This window comes from Pseudomonas sp. XS1P51 (genome assembly GCF_054897845.1).
The window spans coordinates 2,602,289-2,621,291 of the sequence record NZ_CM142707.1 but is presented as its reverse complement, the minus strand read 5'-3'; the positions used below and the strand labels follow the sequence as shown (position 1 = coordinate 2,621,291).

General features: G+C 60.6%; 22 protein-coding genes. 9 read left to right on the top strand and 13 right to left on the bottom strand.

Features of this window, described 5'->3' with window-relative positions:
* The first annotated feature begins 18 nt into the window (after window positions 1-18).
* Window positions 19-2,289 (top strand): ATP-dependent Clp protease ATP-binding subunit ClpA, encoded by a 2,271-nt coding sequence (clpA, locus tag ACYZUD_RS12160; RefSeq protein WP_046032479.1) that lies wholly within the window; start codon window positions 19-21, stop codon window positions 2,287-2,289.
* A gap of 238 nt (window positions 2,290-2,527) precedes the next feature.
* On the opposite strand, the gene infA is transcribed toward clpA, so the two are convergent.
* The 4 genes from infA to trxB all read right to left on the bottom strand — a co-directional run bounded on the left by infA (window position 2,528) and on the right by trxB (window position 5,328).
* On the bottom strand, window positions 2,528-2,746 hold the full coding sequence (gene infA, locus ACYZUD_RS12155; RefSeq protein WP_002553999.1) for a translation initiation factor IF-1: 219 nt from the start codon (window positions 2,744-2,746) through the stop codon (window positions 2,528-2,530).
* Window positions 2,747-2,857: 111 nt separating this feature from the next.
* A complete protein-coding gene (locus ACYZUD_RS12150; protein WP_462024225.1) occupies window positions 2,858-3,565 on the bottom strand; it encodes an arginyltransferase in 708 nt (235 codons plus the stop codon).
* Window positions 3,566-3,623: 58 nt separating this feature from the next.
* On the bottom strand, window positions 3,624-4,304 hold the full coding sequence (aat, locus tag ACYZUD_RS12145) for a leucyl/phenylalanyl-tRNA--protein transferase (RefSeq protein ID WP_462024224.1): 681 nt from the start codon (window positions 4,302-4,304) through the stop codon (window positions 3,624-3,626).
* Window positions 4,305-4,368: 64 nt separating this feature from the next.
* The gene (gene trxB, locus ACYZUD_RS12140; RefSeq protein WP_462024223.1) at window positions 4,369-5,328 is read right to left on the bottom strand and encodes a thioredoxin-disulfide reductase; all 960 of its coding nucleotides are present in this window, start codon (window positions 5,326-5,328) and stop codon (window positions 4,369-4,371) included.
* A 38-nt stretch (window positions 5,329-5,366) separates the two neighbouring features.
* Between trxB and ACYZUD_RS12135 the strand changes: the two genes are divergently transcribed.
* The 7 genes from ACYZUD_RS12135 (at window position 5,367) to cysG (ending at window position 13,288) form a co-directional block, all read left to right on the top strand.
* Window positions 5,367-5,627, top strand: a complete 261-nt coding sequence (locus ACYZUD_RS12135) for a hypothetical protein (RefSeq protein WP_462024222.1) — start codon at window positions 5,367-5,369, stop codon at window positions 5,625-5,627.
* Window positions 5,624-8,029 carry a DNA translocase FtsK gene (gene ftsK / locus ACYZUD_RS12130; protein WP_462024221.1) on the top strand — a complete coding sequence of 802 codons (2,406 nt, stop codon included), beginning with the start codon at window positions 5,624-5,626 and terminating at the stop codon, window positions 8,027-8,029. The genes ACYZUD_RS12135 and ftsK overlap by 4 nt, the downstream gene beginning before the upstream one ends.
* 78 nt (window positions 8,030-8,107) lie before the next feature.
* Window positions 8,108-8,731 (top strand): outer membrane lipoprotein chaperone LolA, encoded by a 624-nt coding sequence (lolA, locus tag ACYZUD_RS12125; protein WP_462024220.1) that lies wholly within the window; start codon window positions 8,108-8,110, stop codon window positions 8,729-8,731.
* Window positions 8,732-8,900: 169 nt separating this feature from the next.
* Window positions 8,901-10,223 carry a replication-associated recombination protein A gene (locus ACYZUD_RS12120; protein ID WP_074878169.1) on the top strand — a complete coding sequence of 441 codons (1,323 nt, stop codon included), beginning with the start codon at window positions 8,901-8,903 and terminating at the stop codon, window positions 10,221-10,223.
* Window positions 10,223-10,597, top strand: coding sequence for a fluoride efflux transporter CrcB (gene crcB / locus ACYZUD_RS12115; protein ID WP_462024219.1), 375 nt, complete (start codon window positions 10,223-10,225; stop codon window positions 10,595-10,597). Before ACYZUD_RS12120 ends, crcB begins: the two co-directional genes overlap by 1 nt.
* Window positions 10,598-10,612: 15 nt before the next feature.
* Complete coding sequence (gene serS, locus ACYZUD_RS12110) at window positions 10,613-11,893, top strand: serine--tRNA ligase (RefSeq protein ID WP_462024218.1); 1,281 nt, start codon at window positions 10,613-10,615, stop codon at window positions 11,891-11,893.
* A complete protein-coding gene (cysG, locus tag ACYZUD_RS12105; protein WP_462024217.1) occupies window positions 11,894-13,288 on the top strand; it encodes a siroheme synthase CysG in 1,395 nt (464 codons plus the stop codon).
* A gap of 136 nt (window positions 13,289-13,424) precedes the next feature.
* On the opposite strand, the gene ACYZUD_RS12100 is transcribed toward cysG, so the two are convergent.
* From ACYZUD_RS12100 to ACYZUD_RS12060, 9 genes are all read right to left on the bottom strand, one after another.
* The gene (locus tag ACYZUD_RS12100) at window positions 13,425-14,432 is read right to left on the bottom strand and encodes a glutathione S-transferase family protein (RefSeq protein ID WP_462024216.1); all 1,008 of its coding nucleotides are present in this window, start codon (window positions 14,430-14,432) and stop codon (window positions 13,425-13,427) included.
* 89 nt (window positions 14,433-14,521) lie between these two features.
* Entirely contained in the window at window positions 14,522-15,523 is a 1,002-nt protein-coding gene (locus ACYZUD_RS12095; protein ID WP_462024215.1) for a glycosyl transferase family protein, read from the bottom strand.
* A complete protein-coding gene (locus ACYZUD_RS12090) occupies window positions 15,520-15,855 on the bottom strand; it encodes a TusE/DsrC/DsvC family sulfur relay protein (RefSeq protein WP_462024214.1) in 336 nt (111 codons plus the stop codon). Before ACYZUD_RS12090 ends, ACYZUD_RS12095 begins: the two co-directional genes overlap by 4 nt.
* A complete protein-coding gene (tusB, locus tag ACYZUD_RS12085; RefSeq protein ID WP_462024213.1) occupies window positions 15,852-16,145 on the bottom strand; it encodes a sulfurtransferase complex subunit TusB in 294 nt (97 codons plus the stop codon). Before tusB ends, ACYZUD_RS12090 begins: the two co-directional genes overlap by 4 nt.
* A complete protein-coding gene (tusC, locus tag ACYZUD_RS12080; protein ID WP_462024212.1) occupies window positions 16,145-16,507 on the bottom strand; it encodes a sulfurtransferase complex subunit TusC in 363 nt (120 codons plus the stop codon). Before tusC ends, tusB begins: the two co-directional genes overlap by 1 nt.
* A gap of 1 nt (window position 16,508) precedes the next feature.
* Window positions 16,509-16,901, bottom strand: coding sequence for a sulfurtransferase complex subunit TusD (gene tusD / locus ACYZUD_RS12075; RefSeq protein ID WP_462024211.1), 393 nt, complete (start codon window positions 16,899-16,901; stop codon window positions 16,509-16,511).
* A gap of 206 nt (window positions 16,902-17,107) precedes the next feature.
* Entirely contained in the window at window positions 17,108-17,812 is a 705-nt protein-coding gene (locus ACYZUD_RS12070; protein WP_462024210.1) for a YoaK family protein, read from the bottom strand.
* Window positions 17,813-17,839: 27 nt separating this feature from the next.
* A complete protein-coding gene (locus tag ACYZUD_RS12065; RefSeq protein WP_462024209.1) occupies window positions 17,840-18,169 on the bottom strand; it encodes a DUF6388 family protein in 330 nt (109 codons plus the stop codon).
* Window positions 18,170-18,190: 21 nt separating this feature from the next.
* A complete protein-coding gene (locus ACYZUD_RS12060; protein WP_008154823.1) occupies window positions 18,191-18,439 on the bottom strand; it encodes a hypothetical protein in 249 nt (82 codons plus the stop codon).
* Between the two features lie 162 nt (window positions 18,440-18,601).
* Between ACYZUD_RS12060 and ACYZUD_RS12055 the strand changes: the two genes are divergently transcribed.
* Window positions 18,602-18,952 (top strand): hypothetical protein, encoded by a 351-nt coding sequence (locus ACYZUD_RS12055; protein ID WP_462024208.1) that lies wholly within the window; start codon window positions 18,602-18,604, stop codon window positions 18,950-18,952.
* Window positions 18,953-19,003 lie beyond the last annotated feature (51 nt).

Genomic DNA, 19,003 nt, shown 5'->3' with positions numbered 1-19,003 from the left:
TGGGTATGAGGTGAAGCTATGTTAAACCGCGAGCTCGAAGTCACCCTCAATCTTGCCTTCAAGGAGGCCCGTTCGAAGCGTCATGAATTCATGACCGTCGAGCATCTCCTGCTGGCCCTATTGGACAATGAGGCTGCCGCCACCGTTTTGCGTGCCTGCGGCGCAAACCTCGACAAACTCAAGCATGACCTGCAGGAGTTCATCGACTCCACCACGCCGTTGATCCCCGTCCATGACGAGGACCGCGAGACCCAGCCAACCCTGGGCTTCCAGCGTGTTCTGCAGCGTGCCGTCTTTCACGTACAGAGCTCGGGCAAACGCGAAGTGACTGGCGCCAACGTGCTGGTCGCGATCTTCAGTGAGCAAGAGAGTCAGGCAGTGTTCCTGCTGAAACAGCAGAGCGTTGCGCGCATCGATGTCGTCAACTACATCGCCCATGGCATTTCCAAAGTGCCGGGGCATGGCGATCACTCTGAAGGTGAGCAAGATATGCAGGACGACGAGGGCGGTGAGTCTTCTTCTTCAGGCAATCCTCTGGATGCTTATGCCAGCAACCTCAACGAACTCGCGCGCCAGGGTCGTATCGATCCGTTGGTAGGCCGTGAGCTGGAAGTCGAGCGTGTCGCGCAGATCCTGGCGCGTCGTCGCAAAAACAATCCGCTGCTGGTGGGCGAGGCTGGCGTGGGTAAAACCGCGATTGCCGAAGGCCTGGCCAAACGCATTGTCGACAACCAGGTGCCGGACCTGCTGGCCAACAGCGTGGTGTATTCCCTCGATCTGGGGGCCTTGCTGGCCGGGACCAAATACCGCGGTGACTTCGAGAAGCGCTTCAAGGCGTTGCTCAATGAGCTGAAAAAACGTCCGCAGGCCATCCTGTTCATCGACGAGATCCACACCATCATCGGTGCGGGTGCCGCGTCCGGTGGTGTCATGGATGCCTCGAACCTGCTCAAGCCGCTACTGTCGTCGGGCGATATCCGTTGCATCGGTTCGACCACGTTCCAGGAATTCCGGGGCATCTTCGAGAAGGACCGTGCCCTGGCTCGGCGCTTCCAGAAGGTCGACGTGTCGGAACCTTCGGTGGAAGACACCATCGGCATTCTGCGCGGCCTGAAAGGGCGTTTCGAAGCGCACCACAACATCGAATACAGCGATGAGGCCCTGCGTGCCGCTGCCGAACTGGCGTCGCGCTACATCAATGACCGGCATATGCCGGACAAGGCCATCGACGTGATCGACGAGGCGGGCGCCTATCAGCGTCTGCAGCCGATCGAGAAGCGCGTAAAACGCATCGAAGTGCCTCAGGTCGAGGACATCGTCGCGAAAATCGCGCGGATTCCGCCTAAGCACGTCACCAGCTCCGACAAAGAGCTGCTGCGTAACCTTGAGCGCGACCTGAAACTGACGGTATTTGGCCAGGATGCTGCGATCGACTCGCTGTCGACCGCGATCAAACTGTCCCGTGCCGGCCTCAAGTCGCCTGACAAGCCCGTCGGTTCGTTCCTGTTCGCCGGGCCTACCGGTGTCGGTAAAACCGAAGCGGCGCGTCAGCTGGCCAAGGCGTTGGGGATCGAACTGGTTCGCTTCGACATGTCCGAGTACATGGAGCGCCACACCGTATCGCGTCTGATCGGTGCACCTCCAGGCTATGTCGGGTTCGACCAGGGTGGTCTGCTGACCGAAGCCATCACCAAGCAGCCTCACTGCGTGCTGTTGCTCGATGAAATCGAGAAGGCGCATCCGGAAGTCTTCAACCTGCTGCTGCAGGTCATGGACCACGGTACGTTGACCGATAACAACGGGCGCAAGGCGGACTTCCGTAATGTGATTGTCATCATGACGACCAACGCCGGTGCCGAAACTGCAGCGCGTGCTTCGATCGGTTTCACTCATCAAGACCACTCGTCCGATGCGATGGAAGTGATCAAGAAGAGCTTCACGCCAGAGTTCCGCAACCGTCTGGACACCATTATCCAGTTTGGTCGCCTCAGCCATGAGGTCATCAAAAGCGTGGTGGACAAGTTCCTTACCGAGCTTCAGGCGCAGCTGGAAGACAAGCGCGTACAGCTGGAAGTGACGGATGCTGCACGCAGCTGGCTGGCAGCGGGTGGCTACGACACGGCAATGGGCGCTCGACCGATGGCGCGTTTGATCCAGGACAAGATCAAGCGTCCACTGGCCGAAGAGATCCTCTTTGGCGAACTGGCCGACCATGGCGGTGTGGTACACATCGACCTCAAGGACGGCGAGCTCACCTTCGAGTTCGAGACCACGGCTGAAATGGCCTGACGTTAACCGCAACAAGCAAAAGGCGCCGAAAGGCGCCTTTTTGCTATGCACACCGATTCCCCTGTAGGAGCTGCCGAAGGCTGCGATCTTTTGATTTTGCTTTTTATTGGCCATAGGAAAAATCAAGATCAAAAGATCGCAGCCTTCGGCAGCTCCTACAAAGGCAGATGTACGGTATTCGTTAAATCTCGCGCACACAAAAACGCCCGGCATAGCCGGGCGTTTTGTATTGACTTGATTAGCGAGCGCGGTAAGTGATGCGCCCTTTGCTCAAGTCATAGGGCGTCAGCTCGACGCGCACTTTGTCACCGGTAAGAATACGAATGTAGTTCTTGCGCATCTTGCCGGAGATATGCGCGGTTACGACGTGCCCATTTTCCAACTCCACGCGAAACATGGTGTTGGGCAGGGTGTCGACGACAGTGCCTTCCATTTCGAAGCTGTCTTCTTTCGACATGCAGTAAAGCCCTCGGTGTCCAATGAATGGCCCGGTGCAACTGCGCCAGGCAAAAGCGGCGTGCATTGTGCCCGAAAAAGGGGGTTTAAGCCAAGGGGTTTAGGGCGTGCTCTAGTTCAGGATCACCCAGCGCTGATTAATCAGCAGTTCGATCGGGCGATATTGCGTCTTGTAGCTCATTTTTTTGCAGTTTTTGATCCAGTAGCCGAGGTAGACCGCTTCCAGCCCCAGGCGGCGGGCCTCGGCGATTTGCCAGAGGATCGCAAAACGTCCCAGGCTGCGGCGCTCCTCAGAGGGCTCGTAGAAGGTGTAGACCGCCGACAGACCGTTGGGCAGCAAGTCGGTCACCGCCACTGCCAGCAACCGGCCTTCGAGGCGAAATTCGTAGAATCGGGAAAACGGCAAATCACGTACCAGGAAGGTCGAGAACTGATCGCGACTCGGCGGGTACATGTCGCCATCGGCGTGACGCTGTTCGATGTAGCGCTGATACAGGTCGAAGTATTCTTCGCTGAACTTGGGTCTGGCGGGGCGTATTTGCAAATCGGCGTTGCGCTTGTAGATGCGTTTTTGCTGGCGGTTGGGCGTAAATTGCGCCACGGGAATGCGCGCCGGTACGCACGCATTGCAATTCTGGCAATGAGGCCGGTAGAGATGATCGCCGCTGCGACGAAAACCCATTTCCGACAGGTCTGCGTAGACGTGCACATCCATGGGCTGACTAGGGTCGAGGAACAAGGTTGTGGCCTGCTCCTCGGGCAGATAACTGCAAGAGTGGGGCTGAGTGGCATAGAACTTCAAGCGCGCCAACTCGGTCATGATCAACCCTCGGGGATAAGCGTTTGCATTAAGTGTAAGCCACGCGCGCAAAAGTCGCTCAGCAAACCCAGGTGGCACGGCTGGGTTGATCCAGGTGCTGCCCCAGGTAGCCGGCAAACTCGCGGCGAGGAATCGCTCGGGCGCCGAGACTGTGCAGATGGTCGGTGGGCATCTGGCAATCGATCAGCACAAAGCCTGAGTCTTTCAGATGTCGGACCAGTGTGGCAAAGCCATATTTGGAGGCGTTGTCCGCGCGACTGAACATGGACTCGCCAAAAAACAGCTGACCCATCGCCAGGCCATAGAGGCCTCCGACCAGCAGGCCATCGTCCCAGACTTCCACCGAATGGGCGTAGCCACGCTTGTGCAGCTCGAGGTAGGCGTCCTGCATCGCTTGGGTGATCCAGGTCCCGTCGGCGTAATCCCTGGGGGCAGCGCAAGCGCGGATGACCGAGGCGAAATCCTGATCAAAGGTGACTTGATAGCGTTGTTGGCGCAGCAATTTGTTCAGGCTGCGCGAGACATGCAGTTCGTCGGGAAACAATACGGTGCGCGGATCAGGTGACCACCAGAGAATCGGCTGGCCTTCGGAGAACCACGGAAAGCACCCGTGGCGGTACGCCTGAATCAGACGATCGGCAGACAGATCGCCGCCCGCAGCCAGCAGCCCGTTGGGGTCGCGCATGGCTTTTTCCAGCGGCGGGAAGGTCAGGGTGTTGCGTTGTAACCAAGTCAGCATGGCATCCGGACTTACAGAAGGGGAGGGCAGTGGCGGGCTGGAAGGCCCGCCGTAAAGTGTGCCGTCAAACGGTCGGAATGTCGTCGAGGTATTTCTCGGCGTCCAGTGCGGCCATGCAGCCGGCTCCGGCAGAAGTGACGGCCTGGCGATACACGTGATCGGCCACATCACCGGCGGCAAACACACCTTCGATTTCGGTGGCGGTGGCATCGCCTTCGCTGCCGCCCCTGACCAACAGATAGCCGTCACGCATCTTCAGCTGGCCCTCGAACAGGTCCGTGTTGGGCTTGTGGCCGATGGCGATGAACACGCCGGTCACCGGCAACTCGGTGATTTCGTCGGTGTGGCTGTGGCGCAGACGGGCGCCGGTCACGCCGCTGGTGTCGCCCAGTACCTCATCCAGGTTCTGGTTCCAGTGCAGGCGGATGTTGCCGTTGGCGGCCTTTTCGAAGAGTTTGTCCTGAAGGATTTTCTCGGAGCGTAACTTGTCGCGCCGGTGAATCAGGTGCACTTCCCTGGCGATGTTCGACAGGTACAGCGCTTCCTCGACCGCAGTGTTGCCGCCACCGACCACGGCGACCACCTGATTGCGGTAGAAGAAACCGTCGCACGTCGCGCAGGCCGAAACGCCTTTGCCGGCAAAGGCCTCTTCCGAGGGCAGCCCCAGGTATTGCGCCGAGGCACCGGTGGCGATAATCAGCGCATCGCAGGTGTAGGTGCCGCTGTCGCCGATGAGTTCGAATGGGCGCTGTTGCAACTTGGCGGTATGGATGTGGTCGTAAACGATCTCTGTGTCAAAGCGCTCGGCGTGTTTTTGCATGCGTTCCATCAGTACCGGACCGGTCAGGCCTTCGACGTCACCGGGCCAGTTATCGACTTCGACGGTGGTGGTGAGCTGGCCACCTGCCTGTATGCCGGTAATGACAACGGGTTTGAGGTTGGCGCGGGCGGCATAAACCGCTGCGCTGTAACCGGCAGGGCCGGAACCCAGAATGATCAGGCGGGAATGCTTCGCTTCGCTCATAAAAACACCTCATAAGCCTTTGTCACAAAAGAGAATGCATGCTCAAATTGACCGCAAGTAATGCGCTGTTGGCTATGCTACACCCAAGGGCTGCCAGCATGGCATCGGGCGAACAAACCCGTACAATGCGTGGTTGTTACAGAATATTCAGTGCGCTCTGTGTTTATAAAAGCGGGGGCGCAGTGTTAAAAGTAGTCCCGGTTGTGCCTGTTAACTTTTTTACCTGCCTGGATTGGGCAGTTTTTTATAGTCATTCAACAGATGGACGCGCCATAGGCGCAGGAAAAGAAGCGTTTTGAAGAAATCCACCGCAGCACCAAAAACAGTCGTTCCGGCCTGGCGCCAGCACTTGCACTACCGGCTCAAGGAAGGTGCATTGATCGCCATCGGTGCCTTGTGCCTGTTCCTGATGATGGCCTTGTTGACCTATGGCAAGGACGATCCGGGCTGGAGCCATAACAGCAAGATCGACGACGTGCAGAACTTCGGCGGGCCGGCCGGCTCCTACAGCGCCGACATCCTGTTCATGGTGCTGGGTTATTTCGCCTATATCTTCCCGCTGTTGCTGGCGATCAAGGTGTATCAGATCTTCCGTCAGCGCCACGAGCCGTGGGAGTGGAGCGGCTGGCTGTTTTCCTGGCGCCTGATTGGCCTGGTGTTCCTGGTGCTGTCCGGTGCGGCCCTGGCGCATATTCATTTCCACGCGGCAACCGGTCTGCCGGCCGGTGCGGGTGGCGCCCTGGGCGAAAGCCTCGGTGATCTGGCCAGGAATGCCCTGAACATCCAGGGCAGCACATTGCTGTTTATCGCACTGTTCCTGTTCGGCCTGACGGTGTTCACCGATCTGTCGTGGTTCAAGGTGATGGACGTCACCGGCAAGATCACCCTCGACCTGTTCGAACTGTTCCAGGGCGCGGCCAATCGCTGGTGGGCCGCCCGTGTCGAGCGCAAGCAACTGGTTGCGCAGTTGCGTGAAGTCGATGATCGCGTGCATGACGTGGTTGCGCCGACTGTCACCGACAAGCGCGAGCAGGCCAAGGTCAAGGAGCGCTTGATCGAGCGCGAGCAGGCCCTGAGCAAGCACATGTCCGAGCGTGAGAAACAGGTGCCGCCAGTGATTGCCCCGGCCCCACCCAAGCCGTCAGCGCCAAGCAAGCGCGTGGAAAAAGAGAAGCAGGCGCTGTTGTTCGTCGACAGCGCGGTGGAAGGCACCTTGCCGCCGATCTCGATTCTCGATCCGGCAGAGAAGAAACAACTCAACTATTCCCCGGAGTCGCTGGCAGCCGTCGGCCACTTGCTGGAAATCAAGCTCAAGGAGTTCGGCGTCGAAGTCTCGGTGGATTCGATTCACCCGGGCCCGGTGATCACCCGTTACGAAATCCAGCCGGCGGCAGGCGTCAAGGTCAGCCGCATCTCCAACCTGGCGAAAGACTTGGCGCGTTCCCTGGCGGTGACCAGCGTGCGTGTCGTGGAAGTCATTCCGGGCAAGACCACGGTCGGTATCGAGATTCCTAACGAAGACCGCCAGATCGTGCGTTTCTCCGAAGTGCTGTCGACCCCCGAGTACGACAACTTCAAGTCGCCGGTCACTCTGGCCCTGGGCCACGACATTGGCGGCAAGCCGGTCATCACTGACCTGGCGAAGATGCCCCACTTGCTGGTGGCCGGTACGACCGGTTCTGGTAAGTCGGTAGGTGTGAACGCGATGATCCTGTCGATCCTGTTCAAGTCCGGCCCGGAAGACGCCAAGCTGATCATGATCGACCCGAAAATGCTGGAACTGTCGATCTACGAAGGCATTCCGCATTTGCTCTGCCCGGTCGTGACCGACATGAAGGACGCGGCCAACGCCCTGCGCTGGAGCGTGGCGGAAATGGAGCGTCGCTACAAGCTGATGGCGAAGATGGGCGTGCGTAACCTCTCGGGCTTCAACGCCAAGGTCAAGGAAGCCCAGGACGCCGGCACGCCGCTGACCGACCCGCTGTACAAGCGCGAAAGCATTCACGACGAAGCGCCGCTGTTGACCAAGCTGCCGACCATTGTCGTGGTGGTGGACGAATTCGCCGACATGATGATGATCGTCGGCAAGAAGGTTGAAGAGCTGATCGCCCGTATCGCCCAGAAGGCCCGTGCCGCCGGTATCCACTTGATCCTCGCGACCCAGCGTCCGTCGGTCGACGTGATCACCGGCCTGATCAAGGCGAACATTCCGACCCGTATGGCGTTCCAGGTATCGAGCAAGATCGACTCCCGGACCATCATCGACCAAGGCGGCGCCGAGCAACTGCTGGGTCACGGTGACATGCTCTACATGCCGCCGGGCACCAGTCTGCCGATCCGTGTCCACGGTGCCTTCGTCTCCGATGACGAGGTTCACCGGGTGGTCGAGGCCTGGAAACTTCGCGGTGCGCCGGAATACAACGACGAGATCCTCGCCGGTGTCGAAGAGCCCGGTAGCGGCTTTGACGGCGGCAGCGGCGGTGGTGACGATGATGCGGAAACCGACGCGCTCTACGACGAAGCGGTGCAGTTCGTCCTGGAAAGCCGTCGCGCGTCCATCTCCGCGGTTCAGCGCAAGCTGAAAATCGGCTACAACCGCGCCGCGCGCATGATCGAAGCCATGGAGATGGCCGGGGTCGTGACCTCCATGAATACCAACGGTTCGCGTGAAGTCCTGGCGCCTGGCCCGGTACGCGACTGATTTGAATCTGCCTTGAATTGAAAAGCGGCGGCGCGGTGATGCGCCGCCGCACCCCCCACGAATGTTATGAGGACTCCCATGCGTCTTATCCGCATGCTGTTGCTGCCGGTACTGGCTTTGACCACGCTCTCGGTCCACGCCGATGACAAGGACGTGGCGCGTCTGACCCAATTGCTGGAAAAATCCCAGACCCTGACTGCACGTTTTTCGCAGCTGACCCTTGATGGCGGCGGCACCCAGTTGCAGGAAACGGCCGGTGAAATGTCGCTGCAGCGTCCGGGCCTGTTCTACTGGCACACCGACGCACCGCAAGAGCAGCTGATGGTGTCCGATGGCAAGAAGGTTTCCCTGTGGGACCCGGACCTGGAGCAGGTCACCATCAAGAACCTCGATCAGCGCCTAACCCAGACCCCGGCGCTGTTGCTGTCCGGTGACGTGTCCAAGATCAGCCAGAGTTTCGACATCAGCGCCAAGGAAGCCGGCGGCGTGATCGACTTCACCCTGAAGCCGAAAACCAAGGACACCCTGTTCGACAGCCTGCGCCTGTCGTTCCGTAATGGCCTGGTCAATGACATGCAACTGATCGACAGCGTCGGTCAGCGCACCAATATCCTGTTCACCGGCGTGAAGGCCAACGAGCCGATCCCGGCGTCCAAGTTCAAGTTCGTCATCCCCAAGGGTGCCGATGTGATCCAGGAATAAAACGCAGGACTTGTGGGAGCGAGCCTGCTCGCGATTGCGGCGAGTCAGTCGACATCAATGTTGAATGACAAACAGCATCGCGAGCAGGCTCGCTCCCACAGGAATTACGGTGTTCAATGCCTTGGCTGATCGGCATCAGGACCCAATAAAGAGGTTTTAAACGTACGTGATGGACCTGTTTCGCAGTGCCCCGATTGCTCAGCCCTTGGCCGCCCGTTTGCGGGCGGCCAACCTGGACGAGTACGTCGGTCAGGAACACCTGCTCGCTCGCGGTAAGCCTTTGCGCGAAGCCCTGGAGCAGGGTGCCCTGCACTCGATGATTTTCTGGGGGCCGCCGGGCGTGGGTAAAACCACGCTGGCGCGGCTGTTGGCGGAAGTCTCGGATGCGCACTTCGAAACGGTCTCGGCGGTATTGGCCGGGGTCAAAGAGATTCGTCAGGCGGTTGAAGTCGCCAAGCAGCAGGCCGGGCAATACGGCAAGCGCACCATCCTGTTCGTCGACGAAGTGCACCGTTTCAACAAGTCCCAGCAGGATGCGTTCCTGCCGTACGTCGAAGACGGCACGCTGATCTTCATTGGCGCGACCACGGAAAATCCCTCGTTCGAACTCAATAACGCGTTGTTGTCCCGGGCACGCGTCTACGTGCTCAAAAGCCTCGACGAAGCGGCCCTGCGCAAACTGGTGCATCGCGCGCTGACCGAAGAGCGCGGCCTGGGCAAGCGGCAACTGACCCTCAGCGATGAAGGCTTTCAGATGCTGTTGTCGGCCGCCGATGGCGATGGTCGGCGTCTGCTGAATCTGTTGGAAAACGCCTCGGACCTGGCCGAAGACAACAGCGAGATCGGTGTCGATCTGCTGCAAAGTCTGCTCGGTGATACCCGTCGGCGTTTCGACAAGGGTGGCGAAGCATTCTACGACCAGATTTCCGCGCTGCATAAATCGGTGCGCGGCTCCAACCCGGACGGCGCACTCTACTGGTTCGCGCGAATGATCGACGGCGGTTGCGATCCGCTGTACCTGGCAAGGCGTGTGGTGCGCATGGCCAGCGAAGACATCGGCAACGCCGACCCCCGCGCCCTGAGCCTGTGTCTGGCCGCATGGGAAGTGCAGGAGCGCCTCGGCAGCCCCGAAGGTGAACTGGCCGTGGCCCAAGCCATCACCTATCTGGCCTGCGCGCCGAAAAGCAACGCGGTGTACATGGGCTTCAAGGCCGCGATGCGCAGTGCCACCGAACACGGTTCACTCGAAGTGCCGTTGCACCTGCGCAACGCGCCGACCAAACTGATGAAGCAATTGGGTTATGGCGACGAGTATCGTTATGCCCACGATGAGCCGGATGCCTACGCCGCCGGCGAAGACTACTTCCCCGAGGAGCTTGAGCCACAACCGTTCTATCAGCCGGTGCCCCGAGGCCTGGAGCTGAAGATTGGCGAGAAGCTCAACCACCTTGCGCAACTTGATCGCCTCAGCCCCCGGCAGCGGAGAAAATAGTGATTCCATTGATCGTTGCGGTTTCCGTCGGCGGGATCGCCGGCACTCTGTTGCGCTTCGCCACCGGTAACTGGATCAACGCTAATTGGCCTCGGCACTTCTATACCGCGACGCTCGCCGTTAATATCGTGGGCTGTCTGCTGATTGGCGTTCTATACGGCCTGTTTTTGATACGCCCGGAAGTGCCGATCGAGGTGCGCGCCGGGTTGATGGTCGGCTTCCTTGGGGGGCTGACGACTTTTTCATCTTTTTCACTGGATACGGTGCGCCTGTTGGAAACCGGGCAAATGCCGCTGGCCATAGGCTATGCGGCCATCAGCGTATTCGGCGGGCTGCTCGCCACCTGGGCTGGCCTGTCCTTGACCAAACTTTGATAACGAGAAACCGACATGCTCGATTCCAAACTGTTACGTAGCAACCTTCAGGACGTAGCGGACCGCCTGGCATCCCGTGGCTACACGCTGGATGTTGCGCGCATCGAAGCGCTGGAAGAACAGCGCAAGACCGTCCAGACCCGCACCGAAGCACTGCAGGCTGAACGTAATGCGCGCTCCAAATCCATCGGTCAGGCCAAGCAGCGTGGCGAAGACATCGCGCCGCTGATGGCCGACGTCGAGCGCATGGCGAACGAATTGAGTGCCGGTAAAGTCGAGCTGGACGCGATCCAGACCGATCTGGATTCGATCCTGCTCGGCATCCCGAACCTGCCGCACGAATCGGTGCCAATCGGTGACGACGAAGACGGCAACGTCGAAGTGCGCCGTTGGGGCACCCCGACCGCGTTCGATTTCCCGGTTCAGGACCACGTTGCACTGGGCGAGAAGTTCGGCTGGCTGGACTTCGAAACCGCCGCCAAGCTGTCCGGCGCGCGTTTCGCATTGTTGCGCGGCCCGGTTGCCCGTCTGCATCGCGCCCTGGCGCAGTTCATGATCAACCTGCACACCAGCGAACACGGTTACGAAGAGGCTTACACGCCGTATCTGGTACAAGCGCCAGCCCTGCAGGGCACCGGTCAACTGCCGAAATTCGAAGAAGACCTGTTCAAGATCGCTCGCGAAGGCGAAGCCGATCTGTACTTGATTCCGACCGCTGAAGTGTCGTTGACCAACATCGTCGCCGGCGAGATCGTCGATTCGAAACTGCTGCCGATCAAGTTCGTCGCCCACACACCGTGCTTCCGCAGCGAAGCCGGCGCATCGGGTCGTGACACTCGCGGCATGATCCGCCAGCACCAGTTCGACAAGGTCGAGATGGTCCAGATCGTTGAGCCGTCGACGTCGATGGAAGCGCTGGAAGGCCTGACCGCCAACGCGGAGAAAGTCCTGCAACTGCTGGAACTGCCATACCGCACCCTGGCTCTGTGCACCGGCGACATGGGCTTCAGCGCGGTCAAGACCTACGACCTGGAAGTGTGGATCCCGAGCCAGGACAAGTACCGCGAGATTTCGTCGTGCTCCAACTGCGGCGACTTCCAGGCCCGTCGTATGCAAGCGCGTTTCCGCAACCCGGAAACCGGTAAGCCTGAACTGGTGCACACCCTCAACGGTTCCGGCCTGGCGGTCGGTCGTACGCTGGTGGCGGTGCTGGAAAACTACCAGCAGGCCGACGGTTCGATCCGTGTACCTGAAGTACTGAAACCGTACATGGGTGGCCTCGAGGTCATCGGCTAAATGGACTATCTGCCGCTGTTTCATAACCTTCGCGGCAGTCGTGTGTTGGTCGTCGGCGGGGGGGAGATTGCCTTGCGCAAATCCCGCCTGCTGGCCGAAGCCGGTGCGCTGCTGCGGGTCGTCGCACCTGAAATCGAACCGCAACTGCGCGAACTGGTGGCCGGCAGCGGTGGCGAGTGCCTATTGCGCGGTTATGTCGAAGCGGATCTGGACGGTTGCGGGCTGATCATTGCCGCCACCGACGACGAACCGCTGAATGCGCAAGTCTCCGCCGATGCCCATCGGCGTTGCGTGCCGGTCAACGTGGTGGATGCGCCCGCCTTGTGCAGCGTGATCTTCCCGGCCATCGTCGACCGCTCTCCGTTGATCATTGCGGTGTCCAGCGGCGGCGATGCGCCGGTGCTGGCGCGGTTGATCCGCGCCAAGCTCGAAACCTGGATTCCTTCCACCTACGGTCAATTGGCCGGTCTGGCGGCGCGTTTTCGCAGCCAGGTCAAACGCCTGTTCCCGGATGTGCAGCAGCGTCGGGCGTTCTGGGAAGATGTGTTCCAGGGCCCGATTGCCGACCGGCAACTGGCCGGGCAGGGCGCCGAGGCTGAGCGCTTGATGCTGGCGAAAATCGCCGGTGAAGCGCCGAATGCGACCGGCGAAGTCTATCTGGTCGGTGCGGGGCCGGGTGATCCCGACCTGCTGACCTTCCGCGCCTTGCGTCTGATGCAGCAAGCCGATGTGGTGCTGTATGACCGTCTGGTGGCGCCGGCGATTCTCGATTTGTGCCGTCGCGATGCCGAGCGGGTTTACGTCGGCAAGCGTCGCGCCGATCACGCCGTGCCGCAGGAGCAGATCAACCAGCAATTGGTGGATCTGGCCAAGCAGGGCAAGCGTGTCGTGCGGTTGAAAGGCGGTGATCCGTTCATCTTCGGGCGTGGCGGTGAAGAGATCGAAGAACTGGCGGCCCATGGCATTCCGTTCCAGGTCGTGCCGGGGATCACGGCGGCCAGCGGTTGCGCGGCCTATGCGGGGATTCCGCTGACCCACCGCGATTACGCGCAGTCGGTGCGGTTTGTCACGGGGCACCTGAAGGACGGTTCCACCGATCTGCCGTGGGCCGACCTGGTCGCTCCGGCGCAAACCCTGGTGTTTTACATGGGGCTGGTGGGTTTGCCGATCATCTGCGAGCAGTTGATCAAACACGGTCGCGCAGCCGATACCCCGGCGGCGTTGATCCAGCAGGGCACCACGGTCAATCAGCGGGTATTTACCGGTACGTTGGCGAACCTTCCACAGCTGGTGGCGGAGCATGAAGTGCATGCGCCGACGCTGGTGATCGTGGGGGAAGTGGTGCAACTGCGTGAGAAACTGGCGTGGTTTGAAGGGGCTCAGGCGCAAGTCTGAATACCGAGTCGGTCGAGCGCGACCCCGGCCCATCGCGAGCAGGCTCGCTCCCACATTTGATTTGTGTCGTTCACAAATCCCCTGTGGGAGCGAGCCTGCTCGCGATGGGGCCCTCAAAACCAACTCCTGCTTCAAATCAAATCTGGGCTTTGCGCCAAACTCCTTTCCTGCTCAACCGCTCCCGATCATGAGGAGCCGTGAAATCCTGCGCCGGCCCTTTCGGCACAACCCCAGTCGGGTTGATGGTCTTGTGACTGCCATAGTAGTGATTCTTGATGTGCTCAAAACTCACCGTCTCGGCAAGCCCCGGCCACTGATAAATCTCCCGTAGCCAGTTCGACAGATTCGGATAATCGGCAATCCGCCGCAGGTTGCATTTGAAGTGCCCGTAATACACCGCATCAAAGCGGATCAGCGTGGTGAACAGCCGAATGTCAGCTTCAGTCAGGTATTCACCCGTCAGGTAGCGATTGGCGCCCAGCAGTTGCTCCAGACGATCCAGCTCGGCAAACAACTCATCGAACGCCTCTTCATAAGCCTTCTGCGACGTGGCGAACCCGGCGCGGTACACGCCGTTGTTCACCGCCGGATAAATCCGCTCGTTCAGCGCGTCGATCTCGCCTCGCAGCGGTGCCGGGTAGAAGTCGAGGTCATTGCCGGTCAAATCATCGAACGCGCTGTTGAACATGCGGATGATCTCCGCCGATTCATTGTTGACGATGCGATGCTGCTGTTTGTCCCAGAGCACCGGCACGGTGACGCGGCCGGTGTAGTCGGCGGTATCGGCGGTGTAGCGCTGGTGCATGAAATTGAAGTGATCGAGCTTGTCGCCGGTCGAGCCCAGGGTCTGGTCGAAGGTCCAGCCGTTTTCCAGCATCAACCAACTGACCACCGACACGTCGATCAGGCTTTCGAGGCCTTTGAGTTTGCGCAGGATCAGCGTGCGATGGGCCCACGGACAGGCGAGGGACACGTAGAGGTGATAGCGACCAGCCTCCGCCGCAAAGCCACCGACGCCGCTCGGGCCAGGCTTGCCGTCGGCGGTCATCCAGTTGCGGCGCTGCGCTTGTTCACGCTGGAACGCGCCGTCCTTGCTGCTTTCGTACCACTGGTCATGCCAGCGACCTTCGACTAACAAACCCATTTCAAGACTCCTCAACTCATAAGCGTTGGAGAGGAGTCTATTCGCATAGGTTCGATAAAAAAGCGCAAAGGTTGGGCACTTATGATCGGTTAAATCGATTTGTCCCGGGCATCCCAATACTGCTGGGCGGTCTCGAAGGCTTGCTCGCGGGTCTGGCCCAAGCCGCGCAAGGCCAGGGCCATGGTCGAAATCAGGGCCATTTGCGGATAGCTGTCGACCACATCACCGCGCCATACGGCTTTCAAATGCTCGGGTTCGAGGCTGGCCGGTTTGACGTGGCGCTGGGTCGACAGTTGCGGCCATTCTTCGTCCCAGCTTTCGCCACCGGTGGTGCCGTACAAGTGACTGTCGGCGTCCGGGTTGATCTCGATTTCGCCGCCATCGCCTTTCACCACGATGGCGGTGTCGCCGAGCAAGCCGCTGGCATCGCGGTGCACCGCCTGGTAACCGGGGTGGAAAATGCTTTGCAGGCCACAGCGAGCGCCCAGTGGATTGAGAATCCGCGCCAGGGAATGGATCGGCGAGCGCAGGCCCAGGGTGTTGCGCAGGTCGATCATCCGTTGCAACTGCGGTGCCCAGTCCACCAGCGGCATGAAGGCCAGGCCGCCGTTATCGAGCGCTGCCCCCACCTGCTGCCAATTGCGGCACAGTGGGATCTTCAACTCAGCCAGCAGTTGCTCGCTGTACAACCGCCCGGCGGTGTGCGCGCCGCCGCCGTGCATGAAAATGCGCACGCCGTTCTGTGCCAGGCACTTGGCCACCAGCAGATACCACGGCAGATGACGCTTCTTGCCCGCATACGTCGGCCAGTCCAGGTCGACGGCCAGCGCTGGCGGATTCAACCGTTCACGCAAGGCTTCGGTGAACCCCGCCATTTCCTCGGCGCTTTCTTCCTTGTGCCGCAACAGCATCAGGAACGCGCCAAGCTGGGTGTCCTCGACCTTGTCGTCGAGCACCAGGCCCATGGCCTGGCGGGCTTCCTCGCGGGTCAGGTCGCGGGCGCCACGCTTGCCTTTGCCAAGGATGCGCACGAACTGGGCAAACGGATGCTCGGCGGGCGTTTCGAGGGTCAGCGCTGGAAAGTCGGTCATAAGCAATTCGTCGGTTTGGGCAGGCCCGCCAGTTTCGCGGCGAGTTTGGCAGGGGTGCCTTTGAACAGTCGGTTCAGGTGCAGGCTGTTGCCCTTGTCCGGGCCCAGCTTCAATGCGGTGTACTTGATGAGCGGGCGGGTGGCCGGCGACAACTGGAATTCGTCGTAGAAGCTGCGCAGCAATTCGAGGATTTCCCAGTGTTCGGGGCTCAACTCGATGTCTTCGGCGGCAGCGAGGGCACTGGCCACCTCAGCGGACCAGTCGCTCAGTTCGACCAGAAAACCGTCCTTGTCCAACTCGATGGCGCGAGCGCCGACCGTCAGGGAATTCATAGCCAGCTGTTGACCTTGTCGTGGTGAGTCGACAGCTCGACGAAGGCCGGGTAATCGATGGCTTTGGCCCAGCCCGGAACGTCGATGGCCCGCGCTTGAACATCTTCGGCCAGGACATAGAGTTTCAGGCCGCGGCCGTTGAGCGCGTTGAACGGTGCGGTGCCGGGCTGCAAGGCATAGGCGGCGTCGCCAGACAGCAGCAGCGCATCGTCAGCACCGATCAAGCGCAGGCAACTGGTCAGGCGGTCATCGCCGAACGGGGAATGAGACAACACATGCAAAGTCGACATCAGAGGGTGATCACCTGGTCGTAACGGTCAATAAGTGCGGTGATTTCATGGGCGGCCAGTACCTGGGCTTCTTCCAGCGACAAGCCATTCGGGTCCAGACCGCGTTCTGCAACGCTGTCGCCACAGACGAACAGGTCTTCGACGCCAAACATCGGCAGCGCTTGCAGGTTGGCGCTCAGGTCTTTCTGTTGCAGGGCCTTGGCGTTCTGTTTCGCGGCGAGCTGGAACACCCCGTCATCGAGAAACAGCAGGCCGATGGGCAGGTCGAAGGCGCCGCCGGCCAGCACGATGTCCAGCGCTTCCCGCGCGTTTGGCCCGGACCACGGCGCCTGACGGCTGATAATCAGCAAGGATTTAGGCATTTCACGCGCCTCCGAAACAGATCAGGCGGTCGGCGTCCTGCACCGCGTCATGCAGCTGACCGAGGCCGGACAATTCCCACGGCGCGCCGACGGCGACAGCCTCACGCTGATAACGCCGGGCCTCTTCCTCGTTCAACACGCCACGGCGCAGGGCGGCGGCGATGCAGACCACGCCGTCGAGTTGATGCTCGGTGACGAAGGCGCGCCATTGCTTGGGCAAGTCCTGTTCATCCTGAGGTGTGACCACGCTGGCGGAGGCGTTGTAGACGCCGTCCTGATAGAAAAACAGCCGGACAATCTCATGCCCACCGGCCAGCGCGGCCTGGGCGAACAGCAAGGCGCGGCGCGAGGAGGGCGCATGGGCGGCGGAAAACAGCGCAATAGCGAACTTCATGACGGACTCGATCAGTAAAACTGCGGCCATGATAAAGCTTTATCGCCAGGGCGGCGAAGGGCTTTGCCGCGATGCGGCCTGTCAGGAACACGCAATCCAACTGTAGGAGCTGCCGAAGGCTGCGATCTTTTGATCTTGATTCTAAAAACAAAGTCAAAAGATCGCAGCCTTCGGCAGCTCCTACAGTGATCGCGGTCCCCCGCCGATCAGCGCGGCATATAGCCCAACTGCCAGCGCCGCGGAATCTTCAGCGACAGCAGCCCCAGCGCGCCGGCCAGCAGACCGCTGACAAACAAGGCCTTGAGCCCGAGGTGATGCTCCAGCACGGCGCCGAGCACCGCGCCGGCAAACATCCCGGTCCAGGGAACCAACTGAACCCGCCAACCGTTGCGCCGCTCACCGAGCATCCACCGCCCCAACCCACGACCGAAACGCGACAGGGCGCCCGTGACGTACGTCAGGCCGACCGGCAGGCCGTTCACTTCCTCAACGGCCGCATTGAGCATGCCCATCGCAATGATCGCCGCCAGCAGCGCCGGCAATTGTTCGTCATAGGGCCACGCCGCCGAACCGCAGAGCAACGTGGCGATGCACAGCAGCAAGGGCAATGCCCGACGACCGCCGAGCCGGCTGACGACGATGCCCAGAGCGTTGCCGATGACGAACGTGGCCACGAGGATCAGCAGGCGCAGGGTCAGGCCCATGTCGCCGTCGCTGATCGCCACGGCGAGGCGGGTGGTGTTGCCGCTCATGAACGAGACGAAATCGCCGCTGGCCATGAAGCCGATGGCGTCGGTCATGCCGGCGAGTACCGAGAGGCTGGCGACCAGGCTCAGGCCGATGCGCCCGCGCCATTTCTGGACATGCAAATGGCCCGCACTGGCGCGGGCACTGAAGGATGAAGGCAACATCGATGAAGGATCCTTGAGCGGCGACGGTTACTTGCCTAACCCATATAACTCGCAATACTCCAGCCAGTCCATACCCGCCATCTCCGCCACTTCCTTGTGCACTTCCATACGCTGGGCCTGATAGTCCTCATCCGTCGCGGCGGTCAGTTGCAACGTCAGTTCCCAGGCAAACAGCCCGAGGCGCTCGGCTTCGGCTTCGAAGGCTTCATGCAGGCGCTCGTCGCGGTACTGCGCCGGGGTCTCGCCCTTGGCCTGAGCCAGCAGCGGGTTGAGGTTGTCGAGTTCGACGCGCAGTTCAGGGCGCTCATCGAGAAACTTCTTCAGCGCTTGCTCGTGTTGCTGTTCGGTCGCCGCCATGGTCGCTCCTTGAGGGTGGGTTTACGAAGACTGCTTCTTGCTGGCCTTGGCCGCTGCGGCCAGGCACTCGAGGGCAAACTGCTCGGGGTAGGTCATCTGGATCGGCGTGGTTTCGCCTTTGACGGTGCGTTCGCCGTCGAGGATGTAACGAATCCGCTTGTCGGTGACGCCGATTCGCTTGGCGATCCAGGACGGTGTCTGACCGATCTGGCTGATCAGCTTGTCGGCATATTCAGCGGTCGGTTTGTAATATTCGGCGTTGGGTGTCATGGCGTTTCCAGAAAATGGAGCCCGGAACATTGGGCGATGCGACGTTAATGGCGCGACAGGGTGCGCGAATCGTTGCGCGGTGTCGCGGTATAAATGAAGTAAAGCAGAACGATACGCCGCCTCGCGGTGATACAGTCCGCTTTTTCTTGATGAGCGAATGCAATGCGAATTCTGATGGCGGCGCTGGCCGTAACGTTGCTGGCGGGATGCGCGGGCTCGGTGATGAACGATGCCCGTACCCAAACCCCGTACAAGACCCTGACCTCGGACAAACCGGAAAAAGTCGTCGCCCAGTGCGTGCAGTTTTCCTGGCAGGACGAGGCGGTGTTCGGGGTCGACGCGGGCGCGTATCTGCAGCCGGGCAAGAAGGGCGGCTCCACCGTTTACACGCGCTCGGCGGAGTCTTTTGTGGACGTGACCACTGACGCGTCCGGTACGGTGTTGAGTTACTACGCGCAGCACGACGACTTTGTCGCCAAGCGCCGTTTGGCGGCGTTGGCGACCTGCCTTTGAGCTGATGGGCTGACCCAAATCCCCTGTGGGAGCGAGCCTGCTCGCGATAGC

What these genes read in the sequence shown, in the direction of transcription:
- clpA (WP_046032479.1), top strand. Translation starts at nt 19, where the DNA reads ATGTTAAACCGCGAGCTCGAAGTCACCCTCAATCTTGCCTTCAAGGAG.
- infA (WP_002553999.1), bottom strand. Translation starts at nt 2,746, where the DNA reads ATGTCGAAAGAAGACAGCTTCGAAATGGAAGGCACTGTCGTCGACACC.
- ACYZUD_RS12150 (WP_462024225.1), bottom strand. Translation starts at nt 3,565, where the DNA reads ATGACCGAGTTGGCGCGCTTGAAGTTCTATGCCACTCAGCCCCACTCT.
- aat (WP_462024224.1), bottom strand. Translation starts at nt 4,304, where the DNA reads ATGCTGACTTGGTTACAACGCAACACCCTGACCTTCCCGCCGCTGGAA.
- trxB (WP_462024223.1), bottom strand. Translation starts at nt 5,328, where the DNA reads ATGAGCGAAGCGAAGCATTCCCGCCTGATCATTCTGGGTTCCGGCCCT.
- ACYZUD_RS12135 (WP_462024222.1), top strand. Translation starts at nt 5,367, where the DNA reads ATGCTCAAATTGACCGCAAGTAATGCGCTGTTGGCTATGCTACACCCA.
- lolA (WP_462024220.1), top strand. Translation starts at nt 8,108, where the DNA reads ATGCGTCTTATCCGCATGCTGTTGCTGCCGGTACTGGCTTTGACCACG.
- ACYZUD_RS12120 (WP_074878169.1), top strand. Translation starts at nt 8,901, where the DNA reads ATGGACCTGTTTCGCAGTGCCCCGATTGCTCAGCCCTTGGCCGCCCGT.
- serS (WP_462024218.1), top strand. Translation starts at nt 10,613, where the DNA reads ATGCTCGATTCCAAACTGTTACGTAGCAACCTTCAGGACGTAGCGGAC.
- cysG (WP_462024217.1), top strand. Translation starts at nt 11,894, where the DNA reads ATGGACTATCTGCCGCTGTTTCATAACCTTCGCGGCAGTCGTGTGTTG.
- ACYZUD_RS12100 (WP_462024216.1), bottom strand. Translation starts at nt 14,432, where the DNA reads ATGGGTTTGTTAGTCGAAGGTCGCTGGCATGACCAGTGGTACGAAAGC.
- ACYZUD_RS12095 (WP_462024215.1), bottom strand. Translation starts at nt 15,523, where the DNA reads ATGACCGACTTTCCAGCGCTGACCCTCGAAACGCCCGCCGAGCATCCG.
- ACYZUD_RS12090 (WP_462024214.1), bottom strand. Translation starts at nt 15,855, where the DNA reads ATGAATTCCCTGACGGTCGGCGCTCGCGCCATCGAGTTGGACAAGGAC.
- tusB (WP_462024213.1), bottom strand. Translation starts at nt 16,145, where the DNA reads ATGTCGACTTTGCATGTGTTGTCTCATTCCCCGTTCGGCGATGACCGC.
- tusC (WP_462024212.1), bottom strand. Translation starts at nt 16,507, where the DNA reads ATGCCTAAATCCTTGCTGATTATCAGCCGTCAGGCGCCGTGGTCCGGG.
- tusD (WP_462024211.1), bottom strand. Translation starts at nt 16,901, where the DNA reads ATGAAGTTCGCTATTGCGCTGTTTTCCGCCGCCCATGCGCCCTCCTCG.
- ACYZUD_RS12070 (WP_462024210.1), bottom strand. Translation starts at nt 17,812, where the DNA reads ATGTTGCCTTCATCCTTCAGTGCCCGCGCCAGTGCGGGCCATTTGCAT.
- ACYZUD_RS12065 (WP_462024209.1), bottom strand. Translation starts at nt 18,169, where the DNA reads ATGGCGGCGACCGAACAGCAACACGAGCAAGCGCTGAAGAAGTTTCTC.
- ACYZUD_RS12060 (WP_008154823.1), bottom strand. Translation starts at nt 18,439, where the DNA reads ATGACACCCAACGCCGAATATTACAAACCGACCGCTGAATATGCCGAC.
- ACYZUD_RS12055 (WP_462024208.1), top strand. Translation starts at nt 18,602, where the DNA reads ATGCGAATTCTGATGGCGGCGCTGGCCGTAACGTTGCTGGCGGGATGC.